The sequence below is a fragment of the Cyclobacteriaceae bacterium genome (assembly GCA_030584025.1).
In the GTDB taxonomy this organism is placed as follows: Bacteria; Bacteroidota; Bacteroidia; order Cytophagales; family Cyclobacteriaceae; genus UBA2336.
This window is the reverse complement of sequence record CP129487.1, coordinates 2636327-2650396: the sequence shown is the minus strand read 5'-3', so window position 1 is coordinate 2650396 and position 14070 is coordinate 2636327. Positions and strand designations below refer to the sequence as shown.

Annotated in this window: 19 protein-coding genes; 11 read left to right on the top strand and 8 right to left on the bottom strand. The window is 42.1% G+C overall.

Going from position 1 to position 14070, the window contains the following annotated elements:
• Positions 1-36 precede the first annotated feature (36 nt).
• From QY309_11845 to QY309_11830, 4 genes are all read right to left on the bottom strand, one after another.
• Positions 37-408: a hypothetical protein gene (locus tag QY309_11845; GenBank protein ID WKZ58558.1), complete on the bottom strand. Its 372-nt coding sequence runs from the start codon at positions 406-408 to the stop codon at positions 37-39.
• Positions 409-630: 222 nt separating this feature from the next.
• On the bottom strand, positions 631-1254 hold the full coding sequence (locus QY309_11840; GenBank protein ID WKZ58557.1) for a hypothetical protein: 624 nt from the start codon (positions 1252-1254) through the stop codon (positions 631-633).
• A gap of 81 nt (positions 1255-1335) precedes the next feature.
• Positions 1336-1917, bottom strand: a complete 582-nt coding sequence (locus QY309_11835) for a cyclic nucleotide-binding domain-containing protein (protein ID WKZ58556.1) — start codon at positions 1915-1917, stop codon at positions 1336-1338.
• Between the two features lie 517 nt (positions 1918-2434).
• Positions 2435-3433, bottom strand: a complete 999-nt coding sequence (locus QY309_11830; GenBank protein WKZ58555.1) for an aldo/keto reductase — start codon at positions 3431-3433, stop codon at positions 2435-2437.
• Between the two features lie 233 nt (positions 3434-3666).
• Here QY309_11830 and QY309_11825 point away from each other — a divergent pair, with 233 nt between their 5' ends.
• The 4 genes from QY309_11825 (at position 3667) to QY309_11810 (ending at position 6017) form a co-directional block, all read left to right on the top strand.
• Positions 3667-4458, top strand: a complete 792-nt coding sequence (locus QY309_11825) for a hypothetical protein (GenBank protein WKZ58554.1) — start codon at positions 3667-3669, stop codon at positions 4456-4458.
• A gap of 229 nt (positions 4459-4687) precedes the next feature.
• Positions 4688-4900, top strand: coding sequence for a hypothetical protein (locus QY309_11820; protein ID WKZ58553.1), 213 nt, complete (start codon positions 4688-4690; stop codon positions 4898-4900).
• Positions 4901-4910: 10 nt separating this feature from the next.
• Positions 4911-5414 (top strand): dihydrofolate reductase family protein, encoded by a 504-nt coding sequence (locus QY309_11815; protein WKZ58552.1) that lies wholly within the window; start codon positions 4911-4913, stop codon positions 5412-5414.
• A gap of 24 nt (positions 5415-5438) precedes the next feature.
• A complete protein-coding gene (locus tag QY309_11810; GenBank protein ID WKZ58551.1) occupies positions 5439-6017 on the top strand; it encodes a YkgJ family cysteine cluster protein in 579 nt (192 codons plus the stop codon).
• Here QY309_11810 and QY309_11805 read toward each other — a convergent pair.
• Positions 6002-6199, bottom strand: coding sequence for a hypothetical protein (locus tag QY309_11805; protein ID WKZ58550.1), 198 nt, complete (start codon positions 6197-6199; stop codon positions 6002-6004). The genes QY309_11810 and QY309_11805 overlap by 16 nt on opposite strands.
• 230 nt (positions 6200-6429) lie before the next feature.
• On the opposite strand from QY309_11805, the gene QY309_11800 reads away from it, so the two are divergent.
• Positions 6430-6987, top strand: a complete 558-nt coding sequence (locus QY309_11800) for a DUF255 domain-containing protein (protein ID WKZ58549.1) — start codon at positions 6430-6432, stop codon at positions 6985-6987.
• Positions 6988-7068: 81 nt separating this feature from the next.
• Here the strand turns inward: QY309_11800 and QY309_11795 are convergent, their stop codons facing one another.
• The 3 genes from QY309_11795 to QY309_11785 form a co-directional block, all read right to left on the bottom strand.
• Positions 7069-7197, bottom strand: coding sequence for a hypothetical protein (locus QY309_11795; protein ID WKZ58548.1), 129 nt, complete (start codon positions 7195-7197; stop codon positions 7069-7071).
• A 77-nt stretch (positions 7198-7274) separates the two neighbouring features.
• Positions 7275-7814 (bottom strand): HD domain-containing protein, encoded by a 540-nt coding sequence (locus tag QY309_11790; GenBank protein WKZ58547.1) that lies wholly within the window; start codon positions 7812-7814, stop codon positions 7275-7277.
• Positions 7814-8962 (bottom strand): tetratricopeptide repeat protein, encoded by a 1149-nt coding sequence (locus QY309_11785; protein WKZ58546.1) that lies wholly within the window; start codon positions 8960-8962, stop codon positions 7814-7816. Before QY309_11785 ends, QY309_11790 begins: the two co-directional genes overlap by 1 nt.
• Positions 8963-9095: 133 nt before the next feature.
• Between QY309_11785 and QY309_11780 the strand changes: the two genes are divergently transcribed.
• From QY309_11780 to QY309_11755, 6 genes are all read left to right on the top strand, one after another.
• Positions 9096-9590 (top strand): nuclear transport factor 2 family protein, encoded by a 495-nt coding sequence (locus QY309_11780; GenBank protein ID WKZ58545.1) that lies wholly within the window; start codon positions 9096-9098, stop codon positions 9588-9590.
• A gap of 181 nt (positions 9591-9771) precedes the next feature.
• Positions 9772-10281, top strand: coding sequence for a phosphoglycerate mutase family protein (locus QY309_11775; protein WKZ58544.1), 510 nt, complete (start codon positions 9772-9774; stop codon positions 10279-10281).
• Positions 10282-10390: 109 nt separating this feature from the next.
• A complete protein-coding gene (locus QY309_11770) occupies positions 10391-11380 on the top strand; it encodes an aldo/keto reductase (protein WKZ58543.1) in 990 nt (329 codons plus the stop codon).
• 29 nt (positions 11381-11409) lie between these two features.
• Positions 11410-11820 (top strand): OmpA family protein, encoded by a 411-nt coding sequence (locus QY309_11765; GenBank protein ID WKZ58542.1) that lies wholly within the window; start codon positions 11410-11412, stop codon positions 11818-11820.
• A gap of 133 nt (positions 11821-11953) precedes the next feature.
• Positions 11954-12631 carry an ABC transporter ATP-binding protein gene (locus QY309_11760; protein WKZ58541.1) on the top strand — a complete coding sequence of 226 codons (678 nt, stop codon included), beginning with the start codon at positions 11954-11956 and terminating at the stop codon, positions 12629-12631.
• A 4-nt stretch (positions 12632-12635) separates the two neighbouring features.
• On the top strand, positions 12636-13973 hold the full coding sequence (locus QY309_11755) for a TolC family protein (protein WKZ58540.1): 1338 nt from the start codon (positions 12636-12638) through the stop codon (positions 13971-13973).
• Positions 13974-14070 lie beyond the last annotated feature (97 nt).

Below are 14070 nucleotides of genomic sequence, written 5' to 3'. Positions count from 1 at the left end.
TTTTTAGTTTATGTCAAACAGCTCATTTCTTTGAACTCATCTCGTAAATTCAATTACCTGGGCACTCACAGTTATAGTTCTTCTGACGAAGAAGGGGAAAAAGCCATTGACATGTTCCTCACTCATCACATTGATAATTGCTTTGGAACCATTCAGTAAGTTGGCTTTTTTCAGCATTTCTGAATAAGCATTTTCGTACAATTGCCTTTTATCCATACCTCCAATTGCCATTACATAAGATACCTCTGAACTTCCACTTACCTGATCAATTACCTTGAAGTTGTTGGCACTTAAGTGCACCTCAGTGGCGTTTTGATTGTGGTTGGCAATAAGGGCGGTGCCGATGCCACATGAACTAAGAAATGCCATGAGCAATAATAACACTGAATAAATGATGATCTTTTTCATTTTCGTAATTCTTTGTTGTTAAACATGTATTAAATCTAAAATCCGAGATGCAGGCACAAAGTACCTTCAGCTAGTTCATTAAAACTTTTCCGACATATTGGTGCGCACGGAAAAGTGGCTATGCAGGAAGGTTCTATAAAAAAATGCGCTTGATCAGGGGATGCTGCTGTAGGGAGTTTATACTATGACGAATGGTCTTCGGATAATTTCCAGATATAGATGCTAAAACCTAAATCCAAAATCAAGTCCAGGCTGAATAAAGTAGTTATTCCATTTTTGGTCTTCTGCTTTAAAAGATTCCGGAATATTAGTTCTTACTGGCCAAGTACTAATTCCAATAGCAGGTTCAAAAAAGAAACGGCCTTTGAAAAAATTAAACTGGTAACCCAAATAGAAGTCTAGATATAAGGTGTATCCATTTCCGATCTTCTTATCATTTTCATCCATATATTTTTCAAAAGCATTCATTGCATATACAGATGTATAAACTCCTTTCCACAAAAATCGTTGGTATCCTAATGTAGGTCCAAGTATTCGCACATGGCCGGGATAGTTTAATCCAGGTGCATCAAAGTCAGGCCCAAAAGGAATACCGAGTGGCCATGCATAAATGGATCTTTTGAATCTAAAGGAAACAACATCTTTAGGTGTTACTCTATATCCAACATTTAATTGTATGTACTCAGGTGGATTTGGGTCGTCAGGAATAAAATTTCCCAACATCAGGAGTGAACTCCCCACAAACCACTTTTTATAAGTACCGTCTTGGTTGGTATTTTGCGCATTCACCTGTAAACTGCTTGCCAGTACAAAGGCAAGTCCCATTGAGAAAAAATTCTTTTGCATATCTTTTTTACTGTTAAACGATACTGCAAAAGTGGACTGGCGAGCTACAATAACTCGTTCACTTAAGTGAAGAAATGACTCTTAACCTATATTTTTCTCTGAAATCCTTGCCCTTAACCTGCTTAATGATTGAGGTTTGATGCCTAAATAGCTCGCTAATTGGTGTTGTGGAACACGTTGAGTAAGGTCCGGTCTTTTTTGTAATAGGTTCAGGTACCGCTGTTCGGGTGAGGAGGTCTTAAACTCGTCAAAGTCTATTCGTTGCTTGGCTAACAATTCTTCCGAAAATTTTCTACACATGATTTCGAACTTTGGAAATTTAGTATTTACTTCTTCCTCCATATCAGAATTGGAAACTAAAAGTATACTATCTTCTATACAACCTATATAATATTCAGACGGAGTTTTGTTTATTACACAGGGAGGGGTTAACGCTTCCATTTCTGTGTAGAATGCTGTTGTTTTTTCTTCGCCATCTATGATGTAATAAACCCGAATGCAGCCTTTTAAAACAAAATAGCTCTCTTGTGATTTCTGTCCCACTTTGAGTAAGACCGTCCCTTTCTTTACCGAGCGAAACAAGTCTAACGAAAGCAGTACATTTTTCTCATCTTCTGTCAGAGAAACGTATTTTGATATAAAGTCAAATAGTATATTTTTCATTGTTTTGTTATTACACCTCTTTTTCAGCCATTCAGAGTCCATTTTTAGACTGTCTTTCAAATATAACGTTATTGTCTTTAATTCGGTGGGAGCGGTAGGGATTTGGCTCTTGCCATAGCTTTGGTGTCGCGGTGGGTTTGTGCGGCTATGGCATGTGCCAAATGTGCGGGCAACTCGGAGGGATTTCTTCTTAAAAAAGCGCAGGGTCGGCCTTTATTATCAATCAAGTCTTAGCGTTGATGGTTAACGTTCATCGATTTGTTAGTCGTGTAATTGTCCCATGCTGAATCGCTGTTGGAAAAATTGTCCACCGTTTTTTGGGTTACTTTTTTTGTCGCGACCCTATGGTTGGCAACTTCAGAATATATTCATTGAATATATATCTAATATCTCAACCCTCCAACAGCAGGTCTTTGCGGTAATGATTAACAATATTTTAGCCCAAATTTCCTATGTTTTCTATTGAACCATAGGTACGCATTTCGATTTTTAGGAGCAGAATAGTCATTGACTAGCCTCAAGCTTTAACAAGCTCTAGCGATTTCAATTGTGCATTGATCATTTTAATTTCCTCTTTGCTTAATTGAATATCTACTGCTTTAGCATTTTCAATAGCCTGCTGTGCATTGCGGGCACCGGCAAGGGCAATGGTTATACCCGGTTGTTCAACGGTCCAGCGTAATACCAATTGGCCAAGCGTGGCTTTCTTTTCTTCAGCAAGCGGTTTTATCTTTTCAAGGAAAGCAGTTGTGCGCTTAATGTTTTCATCCGTAAAAAAGTAGGTGGTGCTGCGGTGGTCACCTTCATTGAACTGATAGCCGGGCTTCATTTTTCCGGTAAGCAGACCGCGTTGCAACGGACTGTATGCCAAAATCCCTTTGTTGTGTTTCTGGCAATAGGGCACCAAATCGGTTTCAATGTCGCGCTTCACCATGCTGTAGGGCACCTGGTTGGAGACCAGCTTTAAGGATTGCTCAGCCTCTTCCATCTGGGCTGCATTGTAATTGCACACTCCGGCATAACGAACCTTGCCGGCTTTAATTAATCGATCAACGGCTTCCATGGTTTCATGGATGGGTGTGGTGCTATCAGGCCAATGGATTTGATATAGATCAATATAATCGGTGCCTAACCTACGCAGGCTGTCTTCGCATTCCTGTATGATACTCTCCTTGGCAGCGTATTTATAGATGTCAATGTCCTTGCCTAAATTATCTTTGCTCTTGAAATAAAATTCACCCTTTGCCAGGTTCCAGCGCAAACCAAATTTTGTCAGAATCTGCACTTTATCGCGCGGCAATCCTTTTATGGCCTTACCGGTAATTTCTTCGCTTTCGCCTTGCCCGTAAACCGGTGCGGTATCAATGGCCGTTACGCCTGCATCGTACGATGCCTGGATGGCCTTGATGGCTTCGTTACGTTCTGTTCCGCCCCACATCCATCCGCCAGCAGCCCATGCACCAAAGGTGATAACCGGTAATTTCAGATCAGCGTGGCCGAGGTTTCTGTATTCCATATGTTTTTTTTATAGACAATAATAAAAACATAGGATACAGAATGCTAATGTTAATTGTACAGAATAGTCAGCTATTTTCTCGAGACAAGCAATTTCCAGTGTGATAGATATTGTTCATGTGTTGATTTATTCTGTAGTTTTTTTTAACTTTAATAAATATCTAATCTATTTCTTCCTTACCAATGATTAGAGCCGGATTCAATGTATTTACTCTTTTAACTACACTGCTTTTCATGAGCCAGTGTAATGAAGAAATGGTCGTTGCAGTAGAGTTTCCTGATGACAAGTTTTTAATGGCGCTGATTGACCAGAACGTTGACAAAAATGGCGATGGTATCATCAGTCATTATGAAGCACAGGTCATAACTTCCTTAGATGTAAGTGATTATGGTATTACTGATTTGAGGGGAATTGAAGCATTTGTTAATTTAGATACACTCTTATGTGGGTTTAATTCATTATCCAGACTTGACGTACCGGCAATCACCGGATTGGTATATTTGAGTTGCTCAAGGAATCAGATTAAGACACTGGATGTGTCAGGGCTTGTTTCTCTGAGACGGTTGTATTGTGAAGGAAACGAGCTTTCAGCCCTTGATGTTTCCACTAATTCGGCATTGGAGCTATTATTCTGTCAAGAAAACGAACTTCAGGAAATAGATGTTCAAAATAACTCAGCTTTAAAGATGTTATACTGCCAACACAATTTATTGAGTAGCCTGGATTGTTCTAATAACAGTGCGCTCCAGGTGTTAAGGTGTCATAATAATTTGCTCGAAAACCTAAATGTTTCCAATTGTGGATCTTTGTTTCAATTATTTTGTCATAATAATCCGAATAGACCAACAAACAATCAATTAGTAAACCTCGATATTTCAAGTAATACCGCATTAATAAGCATCCAACTCACTAGTTTGCCTACTCTTCAGCAGGTGTGCGTATGGCAAACACCATTCCCACCCGATGGCGTTTCAGTTAATACTAGTCTCAGTCCCAATGTGTATTTTGCAACGGATTGCAATTAATAAGTTGATCCTGACATATGGCTGTCAGTGCCATTAAAAATATTACAAACTATTTTTTCCTGTTGCCATAGGGCTGTCACTAGTCAATCGTTTTTTTGGTACATGATTCATGCAAAATCTTCAACACCGTTTATTAAGGTTTTATGGCTAATAGCCGGAGTACTTATCGGAGTGTTGATCCTGGTGATTTTGCTTTCGGATCCCTTGTTAACCTAAGTCAATCTAAATTATGGATGTAATTGTGCTTTCAACCTCCGTTCAATCTCCGCTTCAGGTAAAGTCGTTGGCCCCGGTATTGAACGATTTGGCGGGTCAGGGTAACTGGAATTTTGCGTTGGATGACGTAGACCGGGTGCTTCGTATTGTATCGGATAAGGTTAAGCCTGTCGATGCCGTTCAACTTTTGCGTAGCTGGGGTATTGAGTGTAAGGAACTTGAATAAATCTAACGATATGCGAAAAGTAATTTTGGGAGTAGCCGTAAGCCTCGATGGCTTCATCGAAGGCCCGAATGGGGAATACGACTGGTGTCCACCCCCATCAGGTAATGAAATGAGTAATTTCTTAGATGGAATTGATGTGGTGTTTTTCGGGCGAAAGAGCTACGAATTGTTTGGTACAGCCGAGTATGCCAGCAAAACCTGCTATGTATTTTCCAATACGTTGAAAGCTGTAAAAGGTAAGAATACGCACCTGCTTAGTGGCGATGTGGTAAGTGCGGTGAAGAAAATCAAAGCGGAGGAAGGAAAGAACATTTGGTTATGGGGTGGGGCAAGCCTGACAACCACATTTATGAACGCTGGCCTGGTGGATGAATTGTGGCTTGGACTCGTACCGGTAGTGCTGGGTGCAGGAAAGCCATTGTTTCAGGATATCAAACAGCGTGAGCATTTTGAGTTCATCGAAGTCGACAATCAGCAAGGCTATCTTTCACTGAAACTTCGCTACAAAGGCTGATGGTGTTTCCGTTATCTTTGCCTCATGACAATGGAGGAAAAGGTACAGGCCGTTGAATTGGTTTTTGAGAAACTCGATCAGCAAATTTCACAGTTTCAGGGTTGGTCAGGCCTGCATTGTAAGTGGGGGTGTGGCAAATGCTGTTTCAAACCCGACATTGAAGCCACTATTCTTGAGTTTCTTCCATTTGCACATGCCTTGTATCATGCTGATCAGGCATTCGTATGGTTGGAAAAACTAGAGCAATCAGACTCATCCATTTGCTTGATCTTAAGCCCAACTCAATCGGGCGCTGGCTTGTGTACAGAATACAAACATCGGGGGTTGATTTGCCGCCTCTTCGGATTTTCAGCGCGCACAAACAAACACGGGAAGAAGGAATTGGTCACGTGTGAAATCATTAAAACGGAACAAGTTGATCAGTATACAAAAGCGCAAGAGAAAGTTGCGCAGGAACACGAATCAATACCCGTGATGCATCAATACTACATGCAATTACACGCCATCGACTACGAACTCACCAAAGATTTTTATCCGATTAACGTGGCTATCCGAAAAGCTATTGAAACGGTGTTGGGCTGGTATGCCTACAGAAACAACTGAACAACAACCTGTGCCTTCTGCAGTATCAGTTTAAAAGCCTGAAGGGTTACTGCGGGTTGTGCCGTTCCAATATCCGATGATTCAGCAGAAACGGGATTTAACCAGATGACCATTAAAATGATGGCGGCCACCACAATGCCGAGCAGGAGAGAAAGTTCTTTATAGGTTAGCCGCGTTTTCACAAGCCGGTTTTTTACGAAAGCTGTGCCAGTCTTAAAATCGCTTAAAGACGCTTGTTTTGCGGCTTTGCTGGAATTTATGTGTGCGATTCTGGACATACAATTGATTTACTCGTACAGTATACCGGTGGTTTTTGCCAAGGTTACCCGGAAAGCGCCAAAAAGATTAAATCCTGTTTGAACCACATTCCGTATTAAATTTGTTGCTGAACTAACCTCAGGATTACAGGGCCATGCGAATATTCTTCAATATCCTTCTTTTTTTAGTGCTGCTAGTCACCACTTCCTTCCGTTTACCAAAGGAAGAGAGTCCGGTAAAGTGGTTAACCTTTGAGCAGGCCGTTGAAAAGGCCAAGGTTGAAAAACGGAAAATCTTTATTGATGTGTACACCGATTGGTGTGGTTGGTGCAAGGTGATGGATAAGAACACATTCAGTGAACCCCGGATAGCGAAAATCCTGAATGAGAATTTTTACCCGGTTAAATTAGATGCCGAGCAACGCGAAGATATCGTGTATGCAGGGCATACCTTCAAGTTTGTGGAGTCGGGTAGAAACGGATATCATCAACTGGCTGCTTCTTTACTAAATAATAAGTTAAGCTATCCCACGGTTGTTTTTCTGGATGAAGACTTTCGGATCATTCAGCCTTTACCCGGGTATCAGAAACCGGAAGAGTTTCATAAGATCATTCAGTTTATTGGAGAGGATCACTTTAAAAAAATATCCTGGACCGATTGGCAACTCAAGTATAAGTCGCCCTACACAACCGGTACTTCTTCCGGTAGGTAAATCTCAAAAATCCGGGCATAAAAAAACCATCAACGGGTAAACCTGCTAATGGTTGTGATGTGTTAAGCGGGTGTTACCGGCTTAATCCTTATTTTCTTGTTTCTTGGTTTTTTGGAAATCTACGTAGCCGATAGCTGCAGCAAAGCCAATAATCACGGCTACAATGGTGATAAACAGGTTGGCGCCACTTCCTACATATTGTTCAAACATAATGATATCGGTTTTTAATGAAGCAAATGTAGCCGATTGAGGCTAATCGGTAAAATTAATTTGTTATTAATTCGGCATTAAATGCCCAATTCTTCACGGTTTTCGCGTAAAACACCAATAATAAAAGCAATGTGATCGGGCAGGGCCACACCCAACAGTTCGGCTCCTTTGTACACCTCATCGCGTTCCACTTTGGCAGCAAAACTTTTGTCTTTCAGTTTTTTAATAACCGATTTGGGTTCCAGACTGGCAATGCCATCTGGCCGCACCTGGCAGCAAGCCACAATAAAGCCGGTGAGTTCATCGCAAGCCAGTAAAGCTTTGTCGAGTTGGTTGGTATATGGCACATTCCATTTGGCATAGTGAGCCGAAATGGCGTGAGCGATTTTTTCTTCGCCCAGGCTTTTTAACTTTTCAACAATAATGCCCGGATGTTTCTCAGGATAGGCCTCGTAATCTGCATCGTGCAACAACCCGGCTATTGCCCATTCGTCAGCATTTTCGCCATACTGTTTGGCATAGGCTTCCATAACCAATTCAATGCTGCGCATGTGCCGCAGCAAGCTTTGGCTTTTGGTCATTTCAGCTAACAGGGTGCGGGCTTCTTCGCGCGTCATTACTTGAACAACTCTTTTCGTTTGTTCATGAAGATGAAGTTGAAGGCAGCGATTACGAGCAGTATGGCGAGTATAATCAACACAATAAACAGGCGACTACTTTTCAATTGAAGGGTTTTAACTTCATCTTCCTTTTTCAATATTTCATATTGACGTTCCTTCTCGCTTAACTCAAGGGCCATCTCCATTTGAGCAATTCTGCGTGTACTTTCTTCACTGTGAATTCGTTCTCGCGCTGAATCGTATTTAAGCAGACTCTCGTACGCATCTTTTAATTTGTTTTGCCGGTAGTAACTGTATGAAATGTTCTTCAAAATTTCAGGCACCTCGGCATACACCTGAAGTTCATTGGAAAGCGCAAGCGCTTCATTGAGGTATTGCTGTGCAGGACCAGGTTGATTAGCTTTGGTATACGAAATACCAATGTTGGTGAGGCTGTTCAGCATGCCCAGTCTGTTGTTGGTTTGCCGTTCCAGGTCAAGCGCCTTTTGGTAATGTTCAATGGCGCGCTGATAATTGCCTTGTTTGAAAAACACATTGCCCATGTTGTTCAATGGATCTGCCGTAGGCTTACCAATCTTTTCACTGAGTTGATACGCTTCAGAAAAATACCGCATGGCTTTTTCGTATAACTGCAAATCGTTATTCAGGTTACCTAGGTTGTTCATGGAACCCACAAGCTTTTGCGGATCGCCTAACTCTTTAAACAACGCATTCGATTCTTCCAGGAATTTCATGGCCTGACCATAATCCTTTTTGATGGAGTAAATGGTAGCGATGTTATTCTTGGTAGTAGCAATACCTTCTTTGTTTTGAAGTGTATCGTAAATGCTGAGTGAGCGGATGTAGTATTCCAAGGCTTTGTCGAGCGCACCTTGGTTACGATAAACAACCCCCAGGTTGTTATAGCAAGCCGCCATGCCTTTTCTGTCGTCAATTTCGGTTGCCAGGCTTAATGCTTCACGGGTGTAGCCAAGCGCCTTCACAGGATCCGATTGGATGTTCGCACGAAAGAGTTCGTTCAGGGTTTTCACCCGGCCTTCATTTTTGGCGGTATCCAGGGCCGTCATCAGGCTATCGGTTACCAGGTCTTGTGCGAAGGTAGAATATGCGAAAAAGAGGACTAAAAGGGGCAATTTAAACCTCATAGCAAATGTTTTAAGGCGTTAAAGTTAATCTAAAATGCGGTAATTCCGGTAAATTCTCTCCGGCCATTTCCGTCCGGATAAAATATCTTTACCTTCAACGTGGGGATGTTCAAATTTGACAAATTTTACCCATATGAAGAAACCAACCATACTCCTTTTCGCTTTGCTTTCATTTTGTTCGATGCACCTGCAAGCGCAGTCGACCGATGAACAACAGGTTCAACAAGTTATTGAAAATCTTTTTATCGGAATGAAGAAAAGTGACAGCGCTTTGGTGCGCAGCGTGTTCCACGAGACCGTAACCATGGCCACCGCTTTCAAAAATCGCGAACAAAAATCCGTGTTGCGAAGGGAGTCATCCATTGAAGATTTTGTAAAATCAGTAGGCACACCCCGAGCCGATGCCTTGAATGAAGAAATCTGGAACCTGGAAATAAAAGTAGATGGCGATCTGGCACAAGCGTGGTGCGACTATGCCTTTTATGTGGGGAAGAAGTTCAGCCATTGTGGTGTGGATGCGTTTCAACTGTTTCGAACTGAAAAAGGTTGGAAAATTTTCCATCTTGCCGATACACGCAGACCTGCTGATTGCAAAATTCCTGATGCTGTTAGCGCAAAGTATAAATAAGTCTAAAAATCAAATGAACACGTCCAGTTTTCAGTGTGCTCAGACAGCGCCTCGGTCTCCCGATAGCAATCGGGATCGGACTGGAAAGGGCAAGTGGGGATTGGGCGCAGTGCTGGATGAGTACGCGGGGCCATGCGGCCCAGGAGCAAAAGAAATTCAATTCAACTCAAACTTTCACCAAATGAAATCACTGTATCTGAAATTACTTCTTCCGGTCCTGTTTCTTTTTTCTGCTGAACTTTCTGCCCAAGAAAAACTTACCACCTTTATTCTCATCCGCCATGCGGAAAAAGATATGACACAAAGCACCAACGATCCGGATTTATCCGCAGAAGGAAAAAAGCGCGCGGAACGATTAGCGGCATTGTTAAACGAAGGCGAAGTAAACGCGATTTACAGCACGCCCTACAAACGCACCCGACAGACGGTTGAAGTACTGGCCAAGGCCAAAGGACTTTCCATTAATGATTATCAGGTTAACAAGGAAGAAGAAATTGACCGGATGATTACGAGTCATGCTGGAGGTACAATAGTAGTGTCTGGTCACTCGAACACCATTCCCTGGTTTGCCAATAAGTTATTGGGTTACGAAAAATATCGTCCATGGGAAGATGGTGATTATGACAATGTGTTGCTGATCACCGTAACAGAAAGAGGAAAACTGGCCAAACTGGTTTGGTTGAATTATTAGTTATCAAAAACAAGTTGAACTAATTTCTGTTTAAAAGTTAAGCATTGGTTAGAAAAACAATCATATTTATTGCCTACTGCCTACCGCACTTTGCCTACTATCTTATAATATGGAATACAGACGTCTCGGAAAATCAGGATTACAAGTTAGTGCCCTCTCACTCGGCTCATGGTTAACCTTCGGTAAACAAATTGATAATTCAGTAGCTGAAGAGTTGATGGTGCTGGCGTACGATCAAGGCGTAAACTTTTTCGACAATGCCGAAATCTATGCCCGCGGTCGATCGGAGATTGTGATGGGGGAGATTCTAAAGAAATACAACTGGCAGCGCGACAGTTATATTGTTTCCAGCAAAGTATTCTTTGGTTACTTAGGCAAGGATGCAAAACCAACCCAAAAAGGGTTGAGTCGTAAACATGTGGTAGAGGCATGCGAGCAAGCATTAAAGCGCCTTCAACTCGATTACCTCGATTTATATTTCTGTCACCGGCCGGATAAGGAAACCCCCATTGAAGAAACGGTGTGGACGATGCACAACCTGATTCAACAGGGAAAAATTTTATACTGGGGAACCAGCGAATGGAGTGCACAGGAAATAATGGAAGCACACATGGTGGCGCGACAGCATCATTTAATTGGTCCGGTAATGGAGCAGCCACAATACAACATGCTGGAACGTGCGCGTGTAGAGGTTGAGTATGCTCAACTTTATAAAACCGTTGCTTTGGGTACCACGATCTGGTCGCCATTGGCCAGTGGTGTATTAAGCGGAAAATACAATGCTGGTTTTGTAGAAGAAACACGCTTGAGTATACTGGGTATGGATTGGTTGAAAGAATCTGCCCTTCAGGAGGAGAAACTTGAGAAGTCGCGAAAGCTTACGGCATTTGCAAAAGAGCTTGGCGTAAGCTTGCCCGTGCTGGCCATTGCGTGGTGTTTGAAAAATCAACAGGTGAGTACTGTAATCTTAGGAGCATCCAAAAAGGCGCAGTTGCAGGAAAACTTCAATGCGTTGGAAGCGCAACAATTGCTCACCGATGAGGTAATGAACAAAATCGAAGAAATTCTTCAAAACAAGCCCAAATTTCCCGACTACTGATTTAGCGTTTTGCTTCGTAACTTTAAGCTATGCGAAGTTCATTTGCATTTCTGCTGGCACTCATACTAACAACCGGCTTCGGACAGGGTGAAGATGAACTGCGCAAATCCATCTACTTTGGTGGTGGTAGTTTTTACATCGATGAATACCAGGCCGATGAATTGTTTCATTGGCTGGATTCCATCCCCAACCTGTTAGACAAATACGACATTCACCTGATCAGCCACACCGATCCCATTGGTGGTCGGCAATACAACGAGTGGCTTTCCAAAATGCGCAGCCAGGCCGTGTTCGAGTTGCTGTTGCAGCGCAATATTCCCGAGCATAAAATCTCTACCAAAGACTGGGGCCTAGAAAATCCGGTTTACCGCAACGACTCCCGCAGGGGCATGAGCATGAACCGCAGGGTGGACGTTATCCTGTATCCCATCATTTTCTAGCTGTCCGATTTCAGACACCTTTTTGCATAAGCGGACGTACTTTGGTGCAACTTAGGCCACTTTTCTGCGTCTAATACCCGAAATAGCCCCTTGGCACCATAATTGGCTAATGGGCACCTAACCACATGTTAACATGATCAAGCTACGCGACATCGACAAATTTATTGACTCACGCTTTCAGCGCACCTTCATTTTAAAAGGGGTAAACCTTGACGTTGAGCAGGGTGAATTCCTGACCATTATGGGCCCCAGCGGGGCCGGCAAATCCACCTTGATGAACATCATCGGCATGCTGGATGAACCCTCAGCCGGGGAATATTACTTCTACGACCAGCCGGTGCATAAACTCAAAGAGAAGCAGAAGTCGGAGATGCATAAGAACCACATCGGCTTCATCTTTCAGGCGTATCACCTGATTGATGAACTTACGGTTTACGAAAACATTGAAACTCCCTTGTTGTACAAAGGTGTTAGTGGCAGTCAGCGTAAAAGCATGGTAGCCGAAATGCTGGATAGATTTAACATGGTGGCCAAGAAAGACTTGTTTCCCGAGCAGCTTTCAGGCGGGCAGCAGCAGTTGGTGGGTATTGCGCGCGCCATTGTGGGGCAACCGAAAATGCTTTTGGCCGATGAGCCTACCGGAAATTTGCATTCCGATCAGGGCAAACACATTATGGACATTTTCCAGAAACTGAATGAAGAAGGCATGACCATCATTCAGGTAACGCACTCGGAAGAAAATGCACAACGTGGCAAGCGTGTGGTGCGTGTTGCAGATGGGGCGATTGTATCAGACGAAAAAGTGAATTGAATTTATGACACGTAAAAATTACTTAGTTGCAGGATTGTGCATGTTGGTTTTTCAGATTTATGCACAGGAGAGTTTAACATTTAAAGAAGCTGTAAGCATTGGATTGAAAAACAATGTGACATTAAAGCAGCAAGAAAATCTTCTTATTAGTTCGAATATTGCAAAACAATCAAGTTTATTGGCGTTGGGGCCAACTGTTAGTATTAATGGAGAAGCAGCGCGAACTGATGGAAATTCATTTAATCAACAAGAAGGAACGGTGGTAAATGGGGTGGCTGATGCGGTCGGTGCACAAATTTCTGCTTCAATGCCTCTTTTTAGGGGATTATCTACACTTAACAATTACCGACAATCCGTAAGTCAAAATGATGCGCAAGTGCAGTTTGTTAAGAGAACAAAGCAGGATGTCATTCGCAATGTGGCAAACCAGTTTTTGACATGCCTTCTTGATCAACGCTTGGTTTCAATTAGAGAAAGAAGTCTCGAGTATCAGAAAAAACAGTTTGAACAAATTAAAGAGCAAGTTTCTGCTGGAAGTCGTGCAGAGGCAGACCTTCTGAATCAAGAATTTCAAGTTAAGAATGCCGAACTTTTGCTTCTGCGTGCAAAGACCACATTAAGGAATGATAAGACTACTTTAGCCCAAACTTTAATGATTGACCCATATTCCGAATTTACTTTAGTTGATCCTAGTTGGGATATTAATATTTTGAGTTCGGAGCAATTGAATGTTGAATTACTCTATGAGACAGCCAAAAGTCAAAGGGCTGATTACATCCGAACTAAAGCCAATGAAAGGGCATCAGAATTGAACTACACATCATCTAAGGGTAGTTATTTTCCCAATGTATCATTGTTTGCAAATTATGGGTCATTTTACAATTATATTCATGATAGGCCCAACAGGACATTCGAACAACAATTCACGCAGGATAATACTCGATTGAGATATGGGGTTACATTTAGTATACCCATTTATGGTGGCTTTACCAATCGAGCTCAAGTGGTGCAAAATAAAATGCTGTATCAGAATGCACAGTTGGAAAGCGAAAATATTGAAATGACTATTAAGAATGATGTTTTGCGGGCTATGCAAAATTACCAGGATGCCATATTGAGTTATGAATCAGCTGAATCGCAGTTGAGAGCATCTGAAATCTCCTATAATTTGGAGAATGAAAGGTATACATTAGGTGTTTCTGACATTGTTGCTTTGACTTTGTCATTGCAAAACTATACACAAGCGCAAGCTGATTTTGAAAGTGCGAAATACACGCTAATGTTTCAGCGTTTGTTACTAAACTATGCAACAGGAACCCTAAAATTTGAGGATATACCCTAAAATCACCTCATTTCACTCATAATTATCTGATTATCCGGTATTAACGTTCGCTTTTTTTAGCGAAAAGCGTACCTTTGCAGCCCCCAATAAGTATTGG

Bases quoted from the DNA above. Each gene is read 5' to 3' on its own strand.
- QY309_11785 (WKZ58546.1), bottom strand. From the start codon at position 8,962: ATGAGGTTTAAATTGCCCCTTTTAGTCCTCTTTTTCGCATATTCTACC.
- QY309_11840 (WKZ58557.1), bottom strand. From the start codon at position 1,254: ATGCAAAAGAATTTTTTCTCAATGGGACTTGCCTTTGTACTGGCAAGC.
- QY309_11815 (WKZ58552.1), top strand. From the start codon at position 4,911: ATGCGAAAAGTAATTTTGGGAGTAGCCGTAAGCCTCGATGGCTTCATC.
- QY309_11795 (WKZ58548.1), bottom strand. From the start codon at position 7,197: ATGTTTGAACAATATGTAGGAAGTGGCGCCAACCTGTTTATCACCATT.
- QY309_11810 (WKZ58551.1), top strand. From the start codon at position 5,439: ATGACAATGGAGGAAAAGGTACAGGCCGTTGAATTGGTTTTTGAGAAA.
- QY309_11770 (WKZ58543.1), top strand. From the start codon at position 10,391: ATGGAATACAGACGTCTCGGAAAATCAGGATTACAAGTTAGTGCCCTC.
- QY309_11830 (WKZ58555.1), bottom strand. From the start codon at position 3,433: ATGGAATACAGAAACCTCGGCCACGCTGATCTGAAATTACCGGTTATC.
- QY309_11845 (WKZ58558.1), bottom strand. From the start codon at position 408: ATGAAAAAGATCATCATTTATTCAGTGTTATTATTGCTCATGGCATTT.
- QY309_11780 (WKZ58545.1), top strand. From the start codon at position 9,096: ATGAAGAAACCAACCATACTCCTTTTCGCTTTGCTTTCATTTTGTTCG.
- QY309_11765 (WKZ58542.1), top strand. From the start codon at position 11,410: ATGCGAAGTTCATTTGCATTTCTGCTGGCACTCATACTAACAACCGGC.
- QY309_11760 (WKZ58541.1), top strand. From the start codon at position 11,954: ATGATCAAGCTACGCGACATCGACAAATTTATTGACTCACGCTTTCAG.
- QY309_11775 (WKZ58544.1), top strand. From the start codon at position 9,772: ATGAAATCACTGTATCTGAAATTACTTCTTCCGGTCCTGTTTCTTTTT.
- QY309_11755 (WKZ58540.1), top strand. From the start codon at position 12,636: ATGACACGTAAAAATTACTTAGTTGCAGGATTGTGCATGTTGGTTTTT.
- QY309_11835 (WKZ58556.1), bottom strand. From the start codon at position 1,917: ATGAAAAATATACTATTTGACTTTATATCAAAATACGTTTCTCTGACA.
- QY309_11825 (WKZ58554.1), top strand. From the start codon at position 3,667: ATGAGCCAGTGTAATGAAGAAATGGTCGTTGCAGTAGAGTTTCCTGAT.
- QY309_11820 (WKZ58553.1), top strand. From the start codon at position 4,688: ATGGATGTAATTGTGCTTTCAACCTCCGTTCAATCTCCGCTTCAGGTA.
- QY309_11800 (WKZ58549.1), top strand. From the start codon at position 6,430: ATGCGAATATTCTTCAATATCCTTCTTTTTTTAGTGCTGCTAGTCACC.
- QY309_11790 (WKZ58547.1), bottom strand. From the start codon at position 7,814: ATGACGCGCGAAGAAGCCCGCACCCTGTTAGCTGAAATGACCAAAAGC.